At 68.5% G+C, this 14,172-nt stretch carries 13 protein-coding genes and 1 tRNA gene; 9 read left to right on the top strand and 5 right to left on the bottom strand.

The genetic code is table 11. The annotated features are described in order from the left end of the window. Positions 1–215: 215 nt before the first annotated feature. From sucD to lpdA, 7 genes are all read left to right on the top strand, one after another. Positions 216–1,100 (top strand): succinate--CoA ligase subunit alpha, encoded by an 885-nt coding sequence (gene sucD / locus MKL11_RS17045; protein WP_243945363.1) that lies wholly within the window; start codon positions 216–218, stop codon positions 1,098–1,100. A gap of 158 nt (positions 1,101–1,258) precedes the next feature. Continuing rightward, positions 1,259–4,249: a 2-oxoglutarate dehydrogenase E1 component gene (locus MKL11_RS17040; RefSeq protein ID WP_243945361.1), complete on the top strand. Its 2,991-nt coding sequence runs from the start codon at positions 1,259–1,261 to the stop codon at positions 4,247–4,249. Between the two features lie 93 nt (positions 4,250–4,342). Then, the gene (gene odhB / locus MKL11_RS17035; RefSeq protein ID WP_243945359.1) at positions 4,343–5,665 is read left to right on the top strand and encodes a 2-oxoglutarate dehydrogenase complex dihydrolipoyllysine-residue succinyltransferase; all 1,323 of its coding nucleotides are present in this window, start codon (positions 4,343–4,345) and stop codon (positions 5,663–5,665) included. Between the two features lie 44 nt (positions 5,666–5,709). Then, positions 5,710–5,961 (top strand): DUF4160 domain-containing protein, encoded by a 252-nt coding sequence (locus MKL11_RS17030; protein WP_243945357.1) that lies wholly within the window; start codon positions 5,710–5,712, stop codon positions 5,959–5,961. After that, a complete protein-coding gene (locus tag MKL11_RS17025; RefSeq protein WP_243945355.1) occupies positions 5,958–6,248 on the top strand; it encodes a DUF2442 domain-containing protein in 291 nt (96 codons plus the stop codon). The genes MKL11_RS17030 and MKL11_RS17025 overlap by 4 nt, the downstream gene beginning before the upstream one ends. A 22-nt stretch (positions 6,249–6,270) precedes the next feature. Continuing rightward, positions 6,271–7,026 (top strand): SDR family oxidoreductase, encoded by a 756-nt coding sequence (locus MKL11_RS17020; protein ID WP_243945353.1) that lies wholly within the window; start codon positions 6,271–6,273, stop codon positions 7,024–7,026. 68 nt (positions 7,027–7,094) lie between these two features. Further along, positions 7,095–8,495, top strand: a complete 1,401-nt coding sequence (gene lpdA / locus MKL11_RS17015; RefSeq protein WP_243945351.1) for a dihydrolipoyl dehydrogenase — start codon at positions 7,095–7,097, stop codon at positions 8,493–8,495. A 23-nt stretch (positions 8,496–8,518) separates the two neighbouring features. Here the strand turns inward: lpdA and MKL11_RS17010 are convergent, their stop codons facing one another. The 3 genes from MKL11_RS17010 to MKL11_RS17000 form a co-directional block, all read right to left on the bottom strand. Next, positions 8,519–9,382 carry a response regulator gene (locus MKL11_RS17010; RefSeq protein ID WP_243945343.1) on the bottom strand — a complete coding sequence of 288 codons (864 nt, stop codon included), beginning with the start codon at positions 9,380–9,382 and terminating at the stop codon, positions 8,519–8,521. A gap of 146 nt (positions 9,383–9,528) precedes the next feature. Beyond that, positions 9,529–10,497 carry a tyrosine recombinase XerC gene (locus MKL11_RS17005; RefSeq protein WP_243945342.1) on the bottom strand — a complete coding sequence of 323 codons (969 nt, stop codon included), beginning with the start codon at positions 10,495–10,497 and terminating at the stop codon, positions 9,529–9,531. Positions 10,498–10,554: 57 nt separating this feature from the next. Then, positions 10,555–12,093 carry a sensor histidine kinase gene (locus MKL11_RS17000; protein ID WP_243945340.1) on the bottom strand — a complete coding sequence of 513 codons (1,539 nt, stop codon included), beginning with the start codon at positions 12,091–12,093 and terminating at the stop codon, positions 10,555–10,557. 181 nt (positions 12,094–12,274) lie between these two features. Between MKL11_RS17000 and MKL11_RS16995 the strand changes: the two genes are divergently transcribed. Beyond that, a complete protein-coding gene (locus tag MKL11_RS16995; RefSeq protein WP_243945337.1) occupies positions 12,275–12,598 on the top strand; it encodes a YnfA family protein in 324 nt (107 codons plus the stop codon). Positions 12,599–12,605: 7 nt separating this feature from the next. On the opposite strand, the gene MKL11_RS16990 is transcribed toward MKL11_RS16995, so the two are convergent. Then, positions 12,606–13,178 carry a peroxidase-related enzyme gene (locus MKL11_RS16990; protein WP_243945335.1) on the bottom strand — a complete coding sequence of 191 codons (573 nt, stop codon included), beginning with the start codon at positions 13,176–13,178 and terminating at the stop codon, positions 12,606–12,608. A gap of 141 nt (positions 13,179–13,319) precedes the next feature. Between MKL11_RS16990 and ruvC the strand changes: the two genes are divergently transcribed. Beyond that, a complete protein-coding gene (ruvC, locus tag MKL11_RS16985; RefSeq protein WP_243945333.1) occupies positions 13,320–13,943 on the top strand; it encodes a crossover junction endodeoxyribonuclease RuvC in 624 nt (207 codons plus the stop codon). A gap of 28 nt (positions 13,944–13,971) precedes the next feature. On the opposite strand, the gene MKL11_RS16980 is transcribed toward ruvC, so the two are convergent. Further along, positions 13,972–14,055: transfer RNA gene (locus MKL11_RS16980), tRNA-Tyr, on the bottom strand. Positions 14,056–14,172 lie beyond the last annotated feature (117 nt).

Raw genomic sequence — 14,172 nt, 5'->3', positions numbered from 1 at the left:
AATCTTATACGAGCGGTATGGTGGATCAGCTTGAGGTTGCTCTTAATACACAGCACGACACCAGGAACAATTTAGCAGACCAACAGCCGACAATCACGTGGCGCCTTAGAACCGATCCACTTGACTTTGTTCAGCTCAGTGAGGGCCGTACGCAATTGGGGATCGTGACATCGATTACACGCGGTCGAGTTCGAATTCAGAGGACGCCATAGCTTATGTCCATTATGATCGATGCCAACACCAAGCTCATCTGCCAGGGCTTTACCGGCAAGAACGGGACCTTCCACTCCGAGCAGGCGATCGCCTACGGGACCAAGATGGTCGGCGGCACCAGCCCCGGCAAAGGCGGCGCGACCCATCTCGGCCTGCCCGTGTTCGACACGGTGGCGGAGGCCCGCGAGGCCACCGGCGCCGACGCCTCGGTGGTCTACGTGCCGCCGCCCGGCGCCGCCGACGCGATCTGCGAGGCAATCGCGGCCGAGATCCCGCTGATCGTGTGCATCACGGAGGGCATCCCGGTGCTCGACATGGTGCGGGTGAAGCGGGCACTCACCGGCTCGAAGTCGCGCCTCGTCGGCCCGAACTGCCCGGGCATCGTCACCGCCGGCCAGTCGAAGATCGGCATCATGCCGGCCAACATCTTCCGGCAAGGCTCGGTCGGGATCGTGTCGCGCTCGGGCACCCTGACCTACGAGGCGGTGTTCCAGACCTCCAATGCCGGCCTCGGCCAGACCACCGCGGTGGGCATCGGCGGCGACCCGGTGAAGGGCACCGAGTTCATCGACGTGCTGGAGCTGTTCCTCGCCGACCCGAAGACCGAGTCGATCGTGATGATCGGCGAGATCGGCGGCTCGGCGGAGGAGGAGGCCGCGCAGTTCCTGAAGGACGAGGCCAAGCGCGGGCGCAAGAAGCCCATGGTCGGCTTCATCGCCGGCCGCACGGCGCCTCCGGGCCGCCGCATGGGCCATGCCGGCGCGATCATCTCGGGCGGCAAGGGCGGCGCCGAGGACAAGATCGCCGCCATGGAAGCGGCCGGCATCCGCGTCTCGCCGTCCCCGGCCCGGCTCGGCTCGACGCTGGTCGAGGTCCTCAAGGGCTGAAGGCCGCGCGTCTGCGTCGCGGCCGGCGCAGGGCCGCGACCCCCATATCGACGGAATGGGACGGTCTGCCGCCCCGGTTCAATTTCAGGGCGATCCGCCCCGCGAGCGGGTCGCCGGAAGGGCAGGTGAGCCTGCCCGCGCGACAGGATGAACGGACCATGGCACGCCAGGACGTGAACGAAGCGCTCCTCGAAACCTCGTTCCTCTACGGCGCCAACGCCGCCTATATCGAGGAATTGCAGGCGGCCTATGCCCGCAATCCGGCCTCGGTCGATCCGGAGTGGCAGACCTTCTTCAAGGGCCTGGGCGAGGACGAGACCCTCGTCGAGAAGAACGCCGCCGGGGCCTCCTGGGAGAAGCCCAACTGGCCGGTGCCGCTGAACGGCGAGCTGGTCTCGGCGCTCGACGGCAATTGGGGCGCGCTGGAGAAGGCGATCGGCGACAAGATCGTCGCCCGGGACGCCAAGGAGCCCAAGCCCGGCAAGCCGGTCGACAGCGTCGCCACCACGACGGGCGTGTCGGTGGAGCAGGCGACCAAGGATTCCGTGCGGGCGATCATGCTGATCCGCTCCTACCGCATGCGCGGCCACCTGCACGCCAAGCTCGATCCGCTGGGGCTCGCCCCGCGCGGCGACCACGAGGAGTTGCACCCGCAGCATTACGGCTTCACCGAAGAGGCCGACTGGGATCGCCCGATCTTCCTCGACAACGTGCTCGGCCTGCAATTCGCGACGATCCGCGAGATCGTCGACATCCTGGAGCGGACCTACTGCCAGACGCTCGGCGTCGAGTTCATGCACATCTCCGATCCCGCCGAGAAGGCGTGGATCCAAGAGCGCATCGAGGGCAAGGACAAGGAGATCTCCTTCACGCCTGAAGGCCGTAGGGCGATCCTCAACAAGCTGATCGAGGCCGAAGGCTTCGAGAAGTTCCTGGATCTCAAGTATACCGGCACCAAGCGCTTCGGCCTCGACGGCAGCGAGGCGATGATCCCGGCCCTGGAGCAGATCATCAAGCGCGGCGGCGCCTTGGGCGTCCGCGAGATCGTGCTGGGCATGGCCCATCGCGGCCGGCTCAACGTGCTCACCAACGTGATGGCGAAGCCGTTCCGGGCGGTGTTCCACGAGTTCAAGGGCGGCTCCGCCTCCCCGGCCGAGGTCGAGGGCTCGGGCGACGTGAAGTACCACCTCGGCGCGTCCTCGGACCGCGCCTTCGACGGCAACAACGTCCACCTGTCGCTCACCGCCAACCCGTCCCACCTCGAGATCGTCGATCCGGTGGTGCTGGGTAAGGTTCGGGCCAAGCAGGATCAGTGGGCCAAGCCGCATATCCAGCGGTCGAGCGTGCTGCCGCTGCTGATCCACGGCGACGCCGCCTTCGCCGGGCAGGGCGTGGTCGCGGAGTGCTTCGGCCTGTCGGGCCTGAAGGGCCACCGCACCGGCGGCTCGGTGCATTTCATCATCAACAACCAGATCGGCTTCACCACCGATCCGCGGTTCTCGCGCTCGTCGCCGTACCCGTCCGACGTGGCCAAGATGGTCGAGGCGCCGATCTTCCACTGCAACGGCGACGACCCGGAGGCCGTGACCTTCGCGGCCAAGGTGGCGGTCGAGTACCGGCAGAAATTCGGCAAGCCGGTCGTGATCGACATGCTGTGCTACCGCCGCTTCGGCCACAACGAGGGCGACGAGCCGGCCTTCACCCAGCCGAAGATGTACCAGCGGATCCGCAAGCATCCGTCAGTGCTGGAGACCTATGGCCGCCGGCTCGTGGAGAACGGCACCCTCGACCAGGAGGCCCTGGACGCTCGCAAGGCCGAGTTCCGCCAGCTGCTCGACAGCGAGCTCGACGTCGCCACCAACTACAAGGCCAACAAGGCCGACTGGCTGGACGGCCGCTGGTCCGGCTTCAAGGCCGTGCACGAGGATGTCGACGATCCGCGCCGCGGCCGCACCGCGGTGCCGGCCGAGACCCTGCAGGAGATCGGCCGCAAGATCACCCAGGCGCCCCCCGGCTTCCACCTGCACCGCACGATCCAGCGGTTCATGGACAACCGCGCCAAGGCCGTGGAGACCGGCGCCGGCATCGACTGGGCGACCGCGGAGGCCCTGGCCTTCGGGGCGACCCTGCTCGACGGCAACCGGGTCCGGCTGTCCGGCCAGGATGTCGAGCGCGGCACCTTCTCGCAGCGCCACGCCGTGGTGATCGACCAGGAGAACGAGCAGCGCTTCACGCCGCTCAACGCCATCCGCGACGGCCAGGCCTCGATCGAGATCATCAACTCGATGCTCTCGGAGGAGGCGGTGCTCGGTTTCGAGTACGGCTACTCGCTGGCCGAGCCGAACGCCCTGGTGCTGTGGGAGGCCCAGTTTGGCGACTTCGCCAACGGCGCCCAGGTGGTGGTCGACCAGTTCATCGCGAGCGGCGAGCGCAAGTGGCTGCGCATGTCCGGCCTCGTGCTGCTCCTGCCGCACGGCTACGAGGGCCAGGGGCCCGAGCACTCCTCGGCCCGCCTGGAGCGCTACCTCCAGGCCTGCGCCGAGGACAACATGCAGGTGGCCAACGTCACCACCCCGGCGAATTACTTCCACATCCTGCGCCGACAGCTGAAGCGGGACTTCCGCAAGCCGCTCGTGCTGATGACGCCGAAGTCGCTGCTGCGCCACAAAAGGGCGGTCTCGACGCTCGACGCCCTGGCCGAGGGTTCGACCTTCCACCGCGTCCTCTGGGACGATGCCGAGGAGGAGGGCGCCCCCAACAAGCTGGTGCGTGACGACAAGATCCGCCGCGTCGTGCTGTGTTCCGGCAAGGTCTATTACGACCTGCTGGAGGAGCGGGAGAAGCGCGGCCTCAACGACGTCTACCTGATGCGCGTCGAGCAGCTCTACCCGTTCCCGCTCAAGGCGCTGGCCACCGAGATGGGCCGGTTCCGCAACGCGGACGTGGTCTGGTGCCAGGAGGAACCCAAGAACATGGGGCCCTGGTCCTTCGTCGAGCCCTATCTCGAATGGGTGCTCGGCCAGGCCGGCTCCGCGGTGAAGCGCGCCCGCTACGTCGGCCGCCCGGCCTCCGCGTCCACGGCCGTGGGCCAGATGTCGAAGCACCAAGCCCAGCTCCAGGCGTTCCTCAACGAGGCGCTGGCGGTCTGATTCCTCAAGACCTGGGGGCGGCCTCCCCGGGCCGCCGCCGTCATTCTCCAGGCCGTCCGGCACGGCCCAACCGATCCGGAAGTGCAGAACACCATGGCTACCGATATCCTCGTCCCGACGCTCGGCGAATCCGTGAGCGAGGCCACCATCGGCCGCTGGTTCAAGAAGCCCGGCGACACGGTCGCGGTCGACGAGCCGATCGTCGAGCTCGAGACCGACAAGGTCACCCTGGAGGTCAACGCCCCGGCGGCCGGTCAGCTCGGCGAAATCCTGGTCAAGGACGGCGAGACGGTGGAGCCCGGCGCACTGCTCGGCTCGATCGTCGAGGCGGGGGCATCGGCCGGCGGCGGCAAGAAGGCGCCGGCCCCGAAAGCGGTCGCCGAGACCAAGTCCGAGAGCCGCAGCGAGGCGCCGGCCCCCGCCCCGAAGACTGAGGCGCCGGCCCAGGAATCCTCGGCCGGTTACGGCAACCACGGCGACGCGGGCGCCCCCGCGACCCAGCAGCGCCCGGCCGACGACAACGGCCCGGCCGTGGCCAAGCTCGCCCGCGAAAGCGGCGTCGATCCCTCCGGCATCAACGGCTCCGGCAAGGACGGCCGCGTCACCAAGGGCGACATGCTCGGCGCGATCTCCAAAGGACCGGGACCGGCCCCGGCCGCCCCCGCCAAGGAGGCCCGCCCGACCCTGCCGCGTGCGCCCTCCGCGCCGGACGATGCCGCGCGCGAGGAGCGCGTGCGCATGACGAAGCTGCGCCAGACCATCGCGCGCCGCCTCAAGGACGCGCAGGACACCGCCGCGATGCTGACGACGTTCAACGACGTCGACATGTCGGCCGTGATGGCCCTGCGCAGCCAGTACAAGGACATCTTCGAGAAGAAGCACGGCACCAAGCTCGGCTTCATGGGCTTCTTCACCAAGGCGGTGATCGGCGCCCTCAAGGACGTGCCGGCGGTCAATGCCGAGATCGACGGGCAGGATCTCGTCTACAAGAACTACTACCACATCGGCATCGCGGTCGGCACCGATAAGGGCCTGGTCGTGCCGGTGGTGCGCGACGCCGACAACCTGTCGATCGCGGGCATCGAGAAGACGATCTCCGGCTTCGGCAAGAAGGCCCGGGACGGCAAGCTGTCCATTGAGGACATGCAGGGCGGCACCTTCACGATCACCAACGGCGGCATCTACGGCTCGCTGATGTCGACCCCGATCCTCAACGCCCCGCAATCGGGCATCCTCGGCATGCACCGCATCGAGGAGCGTCCGGTGGTCCGCGCCGGCAAGATCGAGGCGCGGCCGATGATGTATCTCGCGCTGTCATACGACCATCGGATCGTCGACGGTAAGGAGGCCGTGACCTTCCTGGTGCGGGTGAAGGAGGCGCTGGAGGATCCGGCCCGGCTCGTGCTGGACCTCTAAGCGGGATCCACGGATCCAGAGAGCGGCGATCGGTGAGGTAGACTATGCCGGTTGTCGCCAAAGTGGACGGAGTTCAGATTCTCTTCTACGCCAATGAGCATCCGCCGCCTCACTTCCATGCAAGGATCGCCAAGCATCAGGCGGTCATTGATATCGAGACACTGAGCGTGATCGAAGGCTTCCTCCCCATCGCCAAACGCAGGAGCATTCTATCCTGGGCGGCGACGCGGACCGACGCGTTACATGCCGCGTTCATGCAAGCGACGTCTCACGGGAAGGTGGAGCGGATCGCATGAAGCGGCTGCCACGCGTCGCCTCGGCGGAGGCCGTCATTCATGGCGTTCTCAAGCTTGCCTTCGTGGACGGGTATGAGGGCGTCATCGATCTGCGGCCTCTGTTGGCTAACGGTAAAGTCTTCGCATGGCTTCAGGACAGCGAAAATTTCAAAACCGTGCGTGTTGAGGAGTATGGCCACGCAGTGTCTTGGACGGATGACAGCGGGTACCTGATCGATCTCGGTGCGGACTCTCTGCGGCGCGATTGCGAGCGGCAGGCAGAGATACACAAACTGATGGTCGGCTGATGACATCAGGGGGAGCGAGCAAATGAGCGGGAACTCCAATCCGGTTGCCATCGTCACCGGAGGCAGCCGCGGCATCGGGCGGGCGGTGTCGCTGCTCCTGGCGGAACGCGGCTACGCGATCTGCCTGAGCTACGTCTCCGACTCGGCCGCGGCCCAGGCGGTGGTGGATGCGATCACCGCCAAGGGCGGCACCGCACTGGCAGTGCGCAGCGATGTCGGCGACGAGGCCGACGTGATCGCCCTGTTCCAGGCCGCCGACAAGCTCGGCCGGCTCGCGGCGCTCGTCAACAACGCCGGCGTGGTCGACCTGAAGTCCGACGTCGCCGACATGAGCGCGGCCCGGCTTCAGCGGATGATGAACACCAACGTGGTCGGCAGCTTTCTGTGCGCCCGCGAGGCGGTGCGGCGGATGTCGACCAAGCGCGGCGGGGCAGGGGGCGCCATCGTCAACCTGTCCTCGGTGGCGGCCCGCCTCGGCGGCCCCGGCCAGTTCGTCGACTACGCCGCTTCGAAGGGCGCGATCGATTCCCTGACCGTCGGCCTCGCCCGCGAGGTCGCCGGGGAGGGGATCCGCGTCAACGCGGTGGCGCCCGGCATCATCGCCACCGAGATCCACGCCAGCGGCGGCGAGCCAGACCGGGTCGAAAGACTCGGGCCTGGCGTGCCAATGGGCCGCGCCGGCACCGCCGAGGAGGTGGCCGCGCCGATCGCGTGGCTCATCTCAGAGGAGGCCGCCTACACCACCGGCGCTATCCTCGACGTCGGCGGCGGCCGCTGAACCCACCCTCTCAAACTCTCTTCTCTCCGACCGCCTCAGGCGGCATGACCGACCGGAAGCGAATTCTCATGTCCTACGATCTCGTCGTCATCGGCACCGGCCCCGGCGGCTATGTCTGCGCAATCCGCGCGGCCCAGCTCGGCCTGCGGACCGCCGTGGTCGAGAAGCGCGCGACCCACGGCGGCACCTGCCTCAATGTCGGCTGCATCCCGTCGAAGGCGCTGCTTCACGCTTCCGAAGCCTATGAGGAGGCGACCAAGCATTTCGCCGATCTCGGCATCGAGGTCAGCGGCGTGAAGCTCGACCTCAAGAAGATGATGAGCTTCAAGGCCGAGGGCGTGGCCGGGAACACCAAGGGCGTGGAGTTCCTGCTCAAGAAGAACAAGGTCGACACCTTCCACGGCACCGGCAAGATCGCGGGTGCCGGCCGCGTCGAGGTCGTGTCAGAGGATGGCGGCAACCAGATGCTCGAAACCAAGAGCATCGTCATCGCCACCGGCTCGGACGTGACGCGCCTGCCGGGCGTGACCATCGACGAGAAGGTGGTGGTCTCGTCCACGGGCGCGCTCGAGCTCGACCGGGTGCCGAAGAGGCTTCTGGTGATCGGGGCCGGCGTGATCGGGCTGGAACTCGGCTCGGTCTGGCGCCGGCTCGGCGCCGAGGTCACCGTCGTGGAATATCTCGACCGGGTGCTGCCCGGCATGGACGGCGAGGTCGGCAAGCAGTTCCAGCGGATCCTGACCAAGCAGGGCATCCTGTTCAAGCTGTCCACCAAGGTGACCGGCGTCGAGGTCGGCAAGAAGGGCGCGAGCGTCACCGTGGAGCCGGCCGCAGGCGGCGAGAAGGAGAGCCTGCAGGCGGACGTCGTCCTCGTGGCGATCGGCCGGGTGCCCTACACCGAGGGCCTCGGGCTCGACACGGTGGGCGTGCAGCGCGACGACAAGGGCCGAATCCTCACGGATGCCCATTATGCCACCAACGTCACCGGCATCTACGCGATCGGCGACGTGATCGCCGGGCCGATGCTCGCCCACAAGGCCGAGGACGAAGGCGTCGCGTTGGCCGAGACGCTGGCCGGCCAGTCCGGCCACGTCAATTACGGGGTGATCCCGAACGTGGTCTACACCTTCCCGGAGGTGGCCTCGGTCGGCAAGACGGAGGAAGAGCTGACGAAAGACGGCATCGCCTACAACGCCGGCAAGTTCCCGTTCACCGCCAACGGCCGGGCCAAGGCCAACGGCACCACGGACGGCTTCGTGAAGGTCCTGGCCGACGCGCAGACCGATCGGGTGCTCGGCGTGCACATCGTCGGGGCGGATGCCGGCAACCTGATCGCCGAGGTCGCGGTGGCGATGGAGTTCGGCGCCTCCTCCGAGGACATCGCCCGGACCTGCCACGCGCACCCGACGCTCACCGAGGCGGTGAAGGAAGCGGCGCTCGCCGTCTCCAAGCGCGCGATCCACGTCTGAACCGATCAGGATCCGGCGCAGGATCAGGCGATCTTGCGCCGGGCCTTCGGGAGGTCGGCGATCCGCAGGAGCGCGCTCGGCGCCGGCGGCGCGGTAAGGGCGTTCAGGAGATACGGCCGGCGCAATCCCAGCGCGTTATGCAGCGCCAGGTCGATATCGCGGGCGTAGAACGGCATCCGCAGCACCGCGTCGACCCCGAAATAGCGTCCCGCCTGTGCGACCGGCTCCAGCTCGGATGTAGTGAGCAGGGTGATCCGGGTCGGGAGGCCGAGGGGCTGGATCTGGCAGGCGAGTTCCATCCCTTCGATGCCGCCGAGCTTCACGTCGAGGAAAGCGAAGTCGTAGGTACCAAGCTTGAGCTGGCTCAAGGCGTGACGCCCGCAATTGGTCTCCTCGAGGGCGATCGCAAAGCCGCTGCGCGCCACCACCCGACTGATCGCCGTGCACCCGGCGGGGGACGAGCAGGCGAGCAGCGCCCGAGTCGGGGTACGGCGGCGGGCGTCCGCGTGTAGGAGCTGCTCGATATGGCCCGGATCGAGTGGCGTCTTCAGCACCTCGTAGGCGCCCAGACTCTGGGCGATATCCTGCCAATGCGCCAGCACGCGCGTTGCGACAAGGACCAGGCAGGGCGGCTCGGCGCCCGCCCGACGCGCCACCGCGACGGCCTCGGGCCCGCTCAGATCTTCGAGCTGGAGGCCCACGAAGGCGAGGCTGGGGCGTTTCCGGAGAAGGATGTCGCACAGCGCCTGACCCGACGTGGCCTCATCGATCACGGCCTGCGGGTCGAAGCGCTCGACGATCGCCTTCAGGGCGGCACGGCGCCCCGCATCGCAATCCGCGATCACGACACGTGCAGACGACCGCGCCTCATCGAGCTCCATGGCCATGCCCCGGCAATCCCATTCCCCGGCGTCGAGAATGGATGCAGATCATGACGAAGCTCTTAAAAGGCGGCTTAATAGGCCGCTGCAGGTGATATTCTGCTCATCTTATCGCTGAAATCAGCTCTCAGCACTGGTGTCCCGCCGCTAGATTAGCGGCCAGCTCTTGGATGCGCCGCCGTGTAGGCGCTCATCAGCCGGGCGGCGTCGACCTGGGTGTAAAGCTGCGTGGTCGACAGGGAGGCGTGGCCGAGCAATTCTTGGATCGCCCGCAATTCGCCCTGGCGGGCGAGCAGATGCGTCGCGAAGGAGTGGCGCAGGGCATGCGGGGTCGCGCTCTCGGGCAGGCCGAGGGCGCCCCGGGCCCGGGCCACCGTGTACTGGATGATGCGCGGCGAGAGCGGGCCGCCCCGGGCGCCGACAAACAGCGGCCCCTCCGGCGGCAGCGGCAGCGGGCAGGCGGCGACGTAATCGGCCACCGCCCGTGCCACCACCGGCAGGATCGGCACCATGCGCTGCTTACCGCCCTTGCCGAGCACAGTGACCTGATCGCTGCCCGGAAGCGGGGCATCGCGCCGTGTCAGGCCCAGAGCCTCGGAGATGCGCAGGCCCGCGCCGTAGAGCAGCGCCAGGACCGCCGCATCCCGGGCGAGCACCCAGGGCTCGCGCTCCTCGCCGGCCCGGATGGCGGTGTCGGTGAGCGCCACCGCGGCGGCGACGGGCATCGGCCGGGGCAGGCGCCGCGGGACCTTGGGCGCCCGGACGCCGCCGAGCGCCGAGACACTGCCGTAGCCCTCGCGCTCCAGGAACCGCCCGAACGAGCGCAACCCCGCCAGCATCCGCATCAGCGAGCGTCCGGACACCTCGTCGGCCCGGCGGGCGGCCATGAAGGCGCGGATGTCGCGCACCTTCAGGGCCACCAGCATCGGGATGGTCGGTGTGCCCTGGCGCGATGCGAGGTGAACCAGGAACTGGCGCAGATCGCGGCTATAAGCCTCGACGGTGTTGGGCGACATCCGCCGCTCCCGCGCCAGTCCGTCAACCCAGGCATGGACCGCCTCGCGGAGGCGCGCATCGCCCGGAATCAGGATCAGGTCGTCGGCCGTCTCACGCGCGCTCATGGCACCACTCGAGCGTTTTTTCGTTGTCGGGGGCTTAACGCCTCGCCGACCGGCCGCTCAGTTCAGGATCCCGTCCTTGCCCTGGAACCCGGACAGGGGCGCGGTGAGAACGCAGTGCAGGCCGGTCTCCCGGTATTCCAGAACGACGTCGCCGGCGACGGTGCCCGCGAAGGCGCGCTCGATCAGCCGGGTGCCGAAGCCCTTGCGCGAGGGGGGGGGCACCGGGGGGCCATCGGACTCGATCCAACTGAGCCGGAGCTGCGGGGCGCCTGCCAGGGCCTCGATCTGCCAGGTGACGCCGACATGGCCCGCTTCGACCGAGAGGGCGCCGAACTTGGCCGCGTTGGTCGCCAGTTCGTGGATCATCAGCGCCAGCGCGAGGGCCGCCTTCGGCCCGATATCGAGGGCCGGCCCCTCGATCCGCAGGCGGCCGGCACGGGCATTGTCGTGGAGCGCCAGCGCGCCGCGGATCACTGCCTCCATGCCGGCCCGCTCGGCATTGCCGGCGAGCAGGATGTCGTGCGCCTTGCCCAGCGCCAGCAGGCGCTGCAGCAGGGCGTCGCGCGCCGAGGTGACGTCGGGGGCGTCGCGCAGGGTCTGCGAGGCGATCGCTTGGACCATCGCCAGGGTGTTCTTCAGCCGGTGGCTGAGTTCCTGGCTGAGCATCTCCCGATGCGCATCGGCCTCGGCCTGCTGGGTCGCATCGAGCATCACGCCGGTCATTCGGGTGGCCGTGCCCTCCGCGGTGCGGACGATGATCGCCCGGTTGAGGACCGTGGCATAGGTCCCGTCGGCCCGCCGGAACCGGTATTCCTCGCTCCAGCGCAGGGGGGCGCCCTCAAGGGCCGCCTGGACGCTGCGGCGGACGCGGTCGCGATCCTCGGGGTGGATATGCGCGTACCACCAAACGTTGCTCGGCTCGATCTCGACCGGCCGGTAGCCGTAAAGCGCCGACAGCCCCTCATCCCAGTGGATCCGGCCCGTCTGCGGGTTCCAGTCCCAGATCAGATCCGTGGTCGCCCGCGAGGAGAGGCGGTAGCGCTCCTCCGAGACCGCCAGGGCGTCGCGCACCTGGCGCTCGGCCGCCAGGGCGGCCTCACGCTCCCGGACCGCGCGGCGCAGCTCGAGCTGCGCCATCGCCTGCCGCGCCAGCGCCCGCAGGGCGAAGGCCTGATCCGCCTCCAGACCATCGGGCCGAGGCTCGGTGTCGATCACGCATAGGGTCCCGAACGGGACGCCATCCTCGGACCGGAGCACCGCGCCGGCATAGAACCGGATGAACGGCGCCCCCGTCACCAGGGCGTTGTCGCGGGTCCGCGAGTCAGCGCTCAAATCGGGGATGACCATCAGCCCGTCCTCGGAAGCCAGCGCATGGACGCAGACCGACTGGCTCAGGGGCGTCTCGCAGGCCGGGAACCCGCACCGGGCCTTGAACCATTGCCGGTCGGCCGCGACGAGACTCACCAGGCCGACCGGCACCGCGCAGATCTGCGTCGCCAGCGTGACGATGTCGTCGAAGCCCGGCTCGCACGGCGTATCGAGGATGCCGTAGCTGTGCAGGACTTGGAGGCGGGCGGTTTCGATCGGGTCTGACATGGCCGGGGGCGGTGGATCGGGCAGCGGGGCCCGGGAAGCACGCGGAGGCGATCGCGAGCGGTCTTAGCCTATCTCGAGCGCATGAGCATCTTGCACTTACGGCTCATCTCTTCGGTTGCAGCATATTCGATCGGTTTGTCCATCGCGGCTCGCGTCACGCCGATCCTCGTGCCAAGCTGGATTGATGACGCTCCTCGCCTATGCCGGTGCCGCCCTGGCGGAGATCGCCGGCTGCTTCGCGTTCTGGGCCTGGCTCCGGCTCGGCCGGTCGGCCTGGTGGGCGCTGCCTGGCATCGCTTCCCTGGTCGCGTTCGCCGGCCTGCTGACCCTGGTGGACAGCCCGGCGGCGGGGCGCGCCTTCGCGGCCTATGGCGGGGTCTACGTCGCGGCCTCGATCCTGTGGTTGTGGCTCGCGGAAGGCCAGCGGCCCGACCGCTGGGACCTCGGGGGCAGCACGCTCTGCCTGGCCGGCACGGCGATCATCCTGCTCGGGCGGCGGGGGTGAGGCGGTCTCAGCGCCCCAGTGTGTAGAACTCGTCGTTCGGCCGCAGCTCCGCCACGCTGGCGAGCCGGTTCGACAGGGCGAACAGGGCGGTGATCGCCGCGATGTCCCAGATGTCGTCCGGGCTGAAGCCGTGGCTTGCCAGCACGGCGTGATCGTCGGAACCGACTGCGTGGGCCTCCTGCGCCACCTTGAGCGCGAAAGCCAGCATCGCGCGCTGGCGCGGGGTGATGTCGGCCTTGGCGTAGGCGACGGCGATCTGGTCGGCCAGCAGCGGGTTCTTGGCCCGGACCCGCAGGATCGCGCCGTGGGCGATCACGCAGTAGAGGCAGTTGTTGGCCGCGCTGGTGGCGATCACGATCATCTCGCGCTCGGCCTTGGTCAGGCCACCGGGCTTGTCCATCAGCGCGTCGTGATAGGCCATGAAGGCGCGGAACTCGTCCGGGCGATGCGCCAGCGCCAGGAAGATGTTGGGCACGAAGCCCGCCTTCTCCTGCACCAGGGCAATGCAGGCACGCAGGTCTTCGGGCATCTCGGACAGCTTCGGCATCGGGAAGCGGCTGATCGGCAGGTCCGCGCTCATGGTCGTGCTCCCGTCATTCCGTGCCCTTGGTGAAACCGGGCGTTCACGATACGTACGGCAGGCTCGGGCCGATCGTCGAGAGCCTCATCCCAACGGCGATTCCAAAGCTCGGGATCCGGCAGAGCAGAACCCTGGAGCGTCATGAGCAGCATCGTCCGCATCCTGGGGATCGATCCGGGGCTCCGCCGCACCGGCTGGGGCCTCATCACCGCGCAGGGCAGCAAGCTGACCTACGGCGATTGCGGGGTCGTGACCTCGGACGGGGACCTGCCTTTGGCCCTGCGCCTGCGCGAGTTGTTCGAGGGGATCGGCCGCATCGTCGACGCGCAGACGCCCGACGAGGTCGCCGTGGAGGAGACCTTCGTCAACAAGGACGCCCAGGCGACGCTCAAGCTCGGCCATGCCCGCGCCATGGCGCTGGTGGTGCCGGCGCTGGCTGGGCTGCCGGTGTTCGAATACGCCGCCAACCTGATCAAGAAGACCGTGGCGGGCTCCGGCCATGCCGAGAAGGTGCAGATCCAGGCGATGGTGCGCTTCCTGCTGCCGAAGGCCGAGTTCCACGTCGCCGACGCCGCCGACGCGCTGGCCATCGCGATCACCCATGCCAGCCACCGCGACGCGCACGCGCTGCGCAAGACACACCTACCGGAGGGCAAGAAGCGCAGTCTCACCGGGCAGGCAGCCGTGGGCCAGGGGCTCGCCGGGAAGGGTTTTTCGGCCGCCGCTGCCGCGCGCATCGAGGCAGCCCTGGCGAAGCAGGGCTGATCGGGCAGGGCAGGATTTTCAGGAACCTTGGTGGGGGAAGTAGGACTCGAACCTACGAAGCTTACGCAGCGGATTTACAGTCCGCCCCCTTTGCCGCTCGGGACATTCCCCCAAGGCGGGTTTTTCGCCCGCGGCGCCCTTATGGTGAGGGGCCGGCCGGGTGTCAACGCTTGTCGTGGTGCGATCCTGCCTCCCGGGCCGCGTTTGCGACGCTTCTCCGGGGCTAAGG

The sequence above is a fragment of the Methylobacterium sp. J-077 genome (genome assembly GCF_022829365.1).
Taxonomy (GTDB): domain Bacteria; phylum Pseudomonadota; class Alphaproteobacteria; order Rhizobiales; family Beijerinckiaceae; genus Methylobacterium.
The sequence above is the reverse complement of the archived record's forward strand: the minus strand, read 5'-3'. Positions and strand labels throughout refer to the sequence as shown.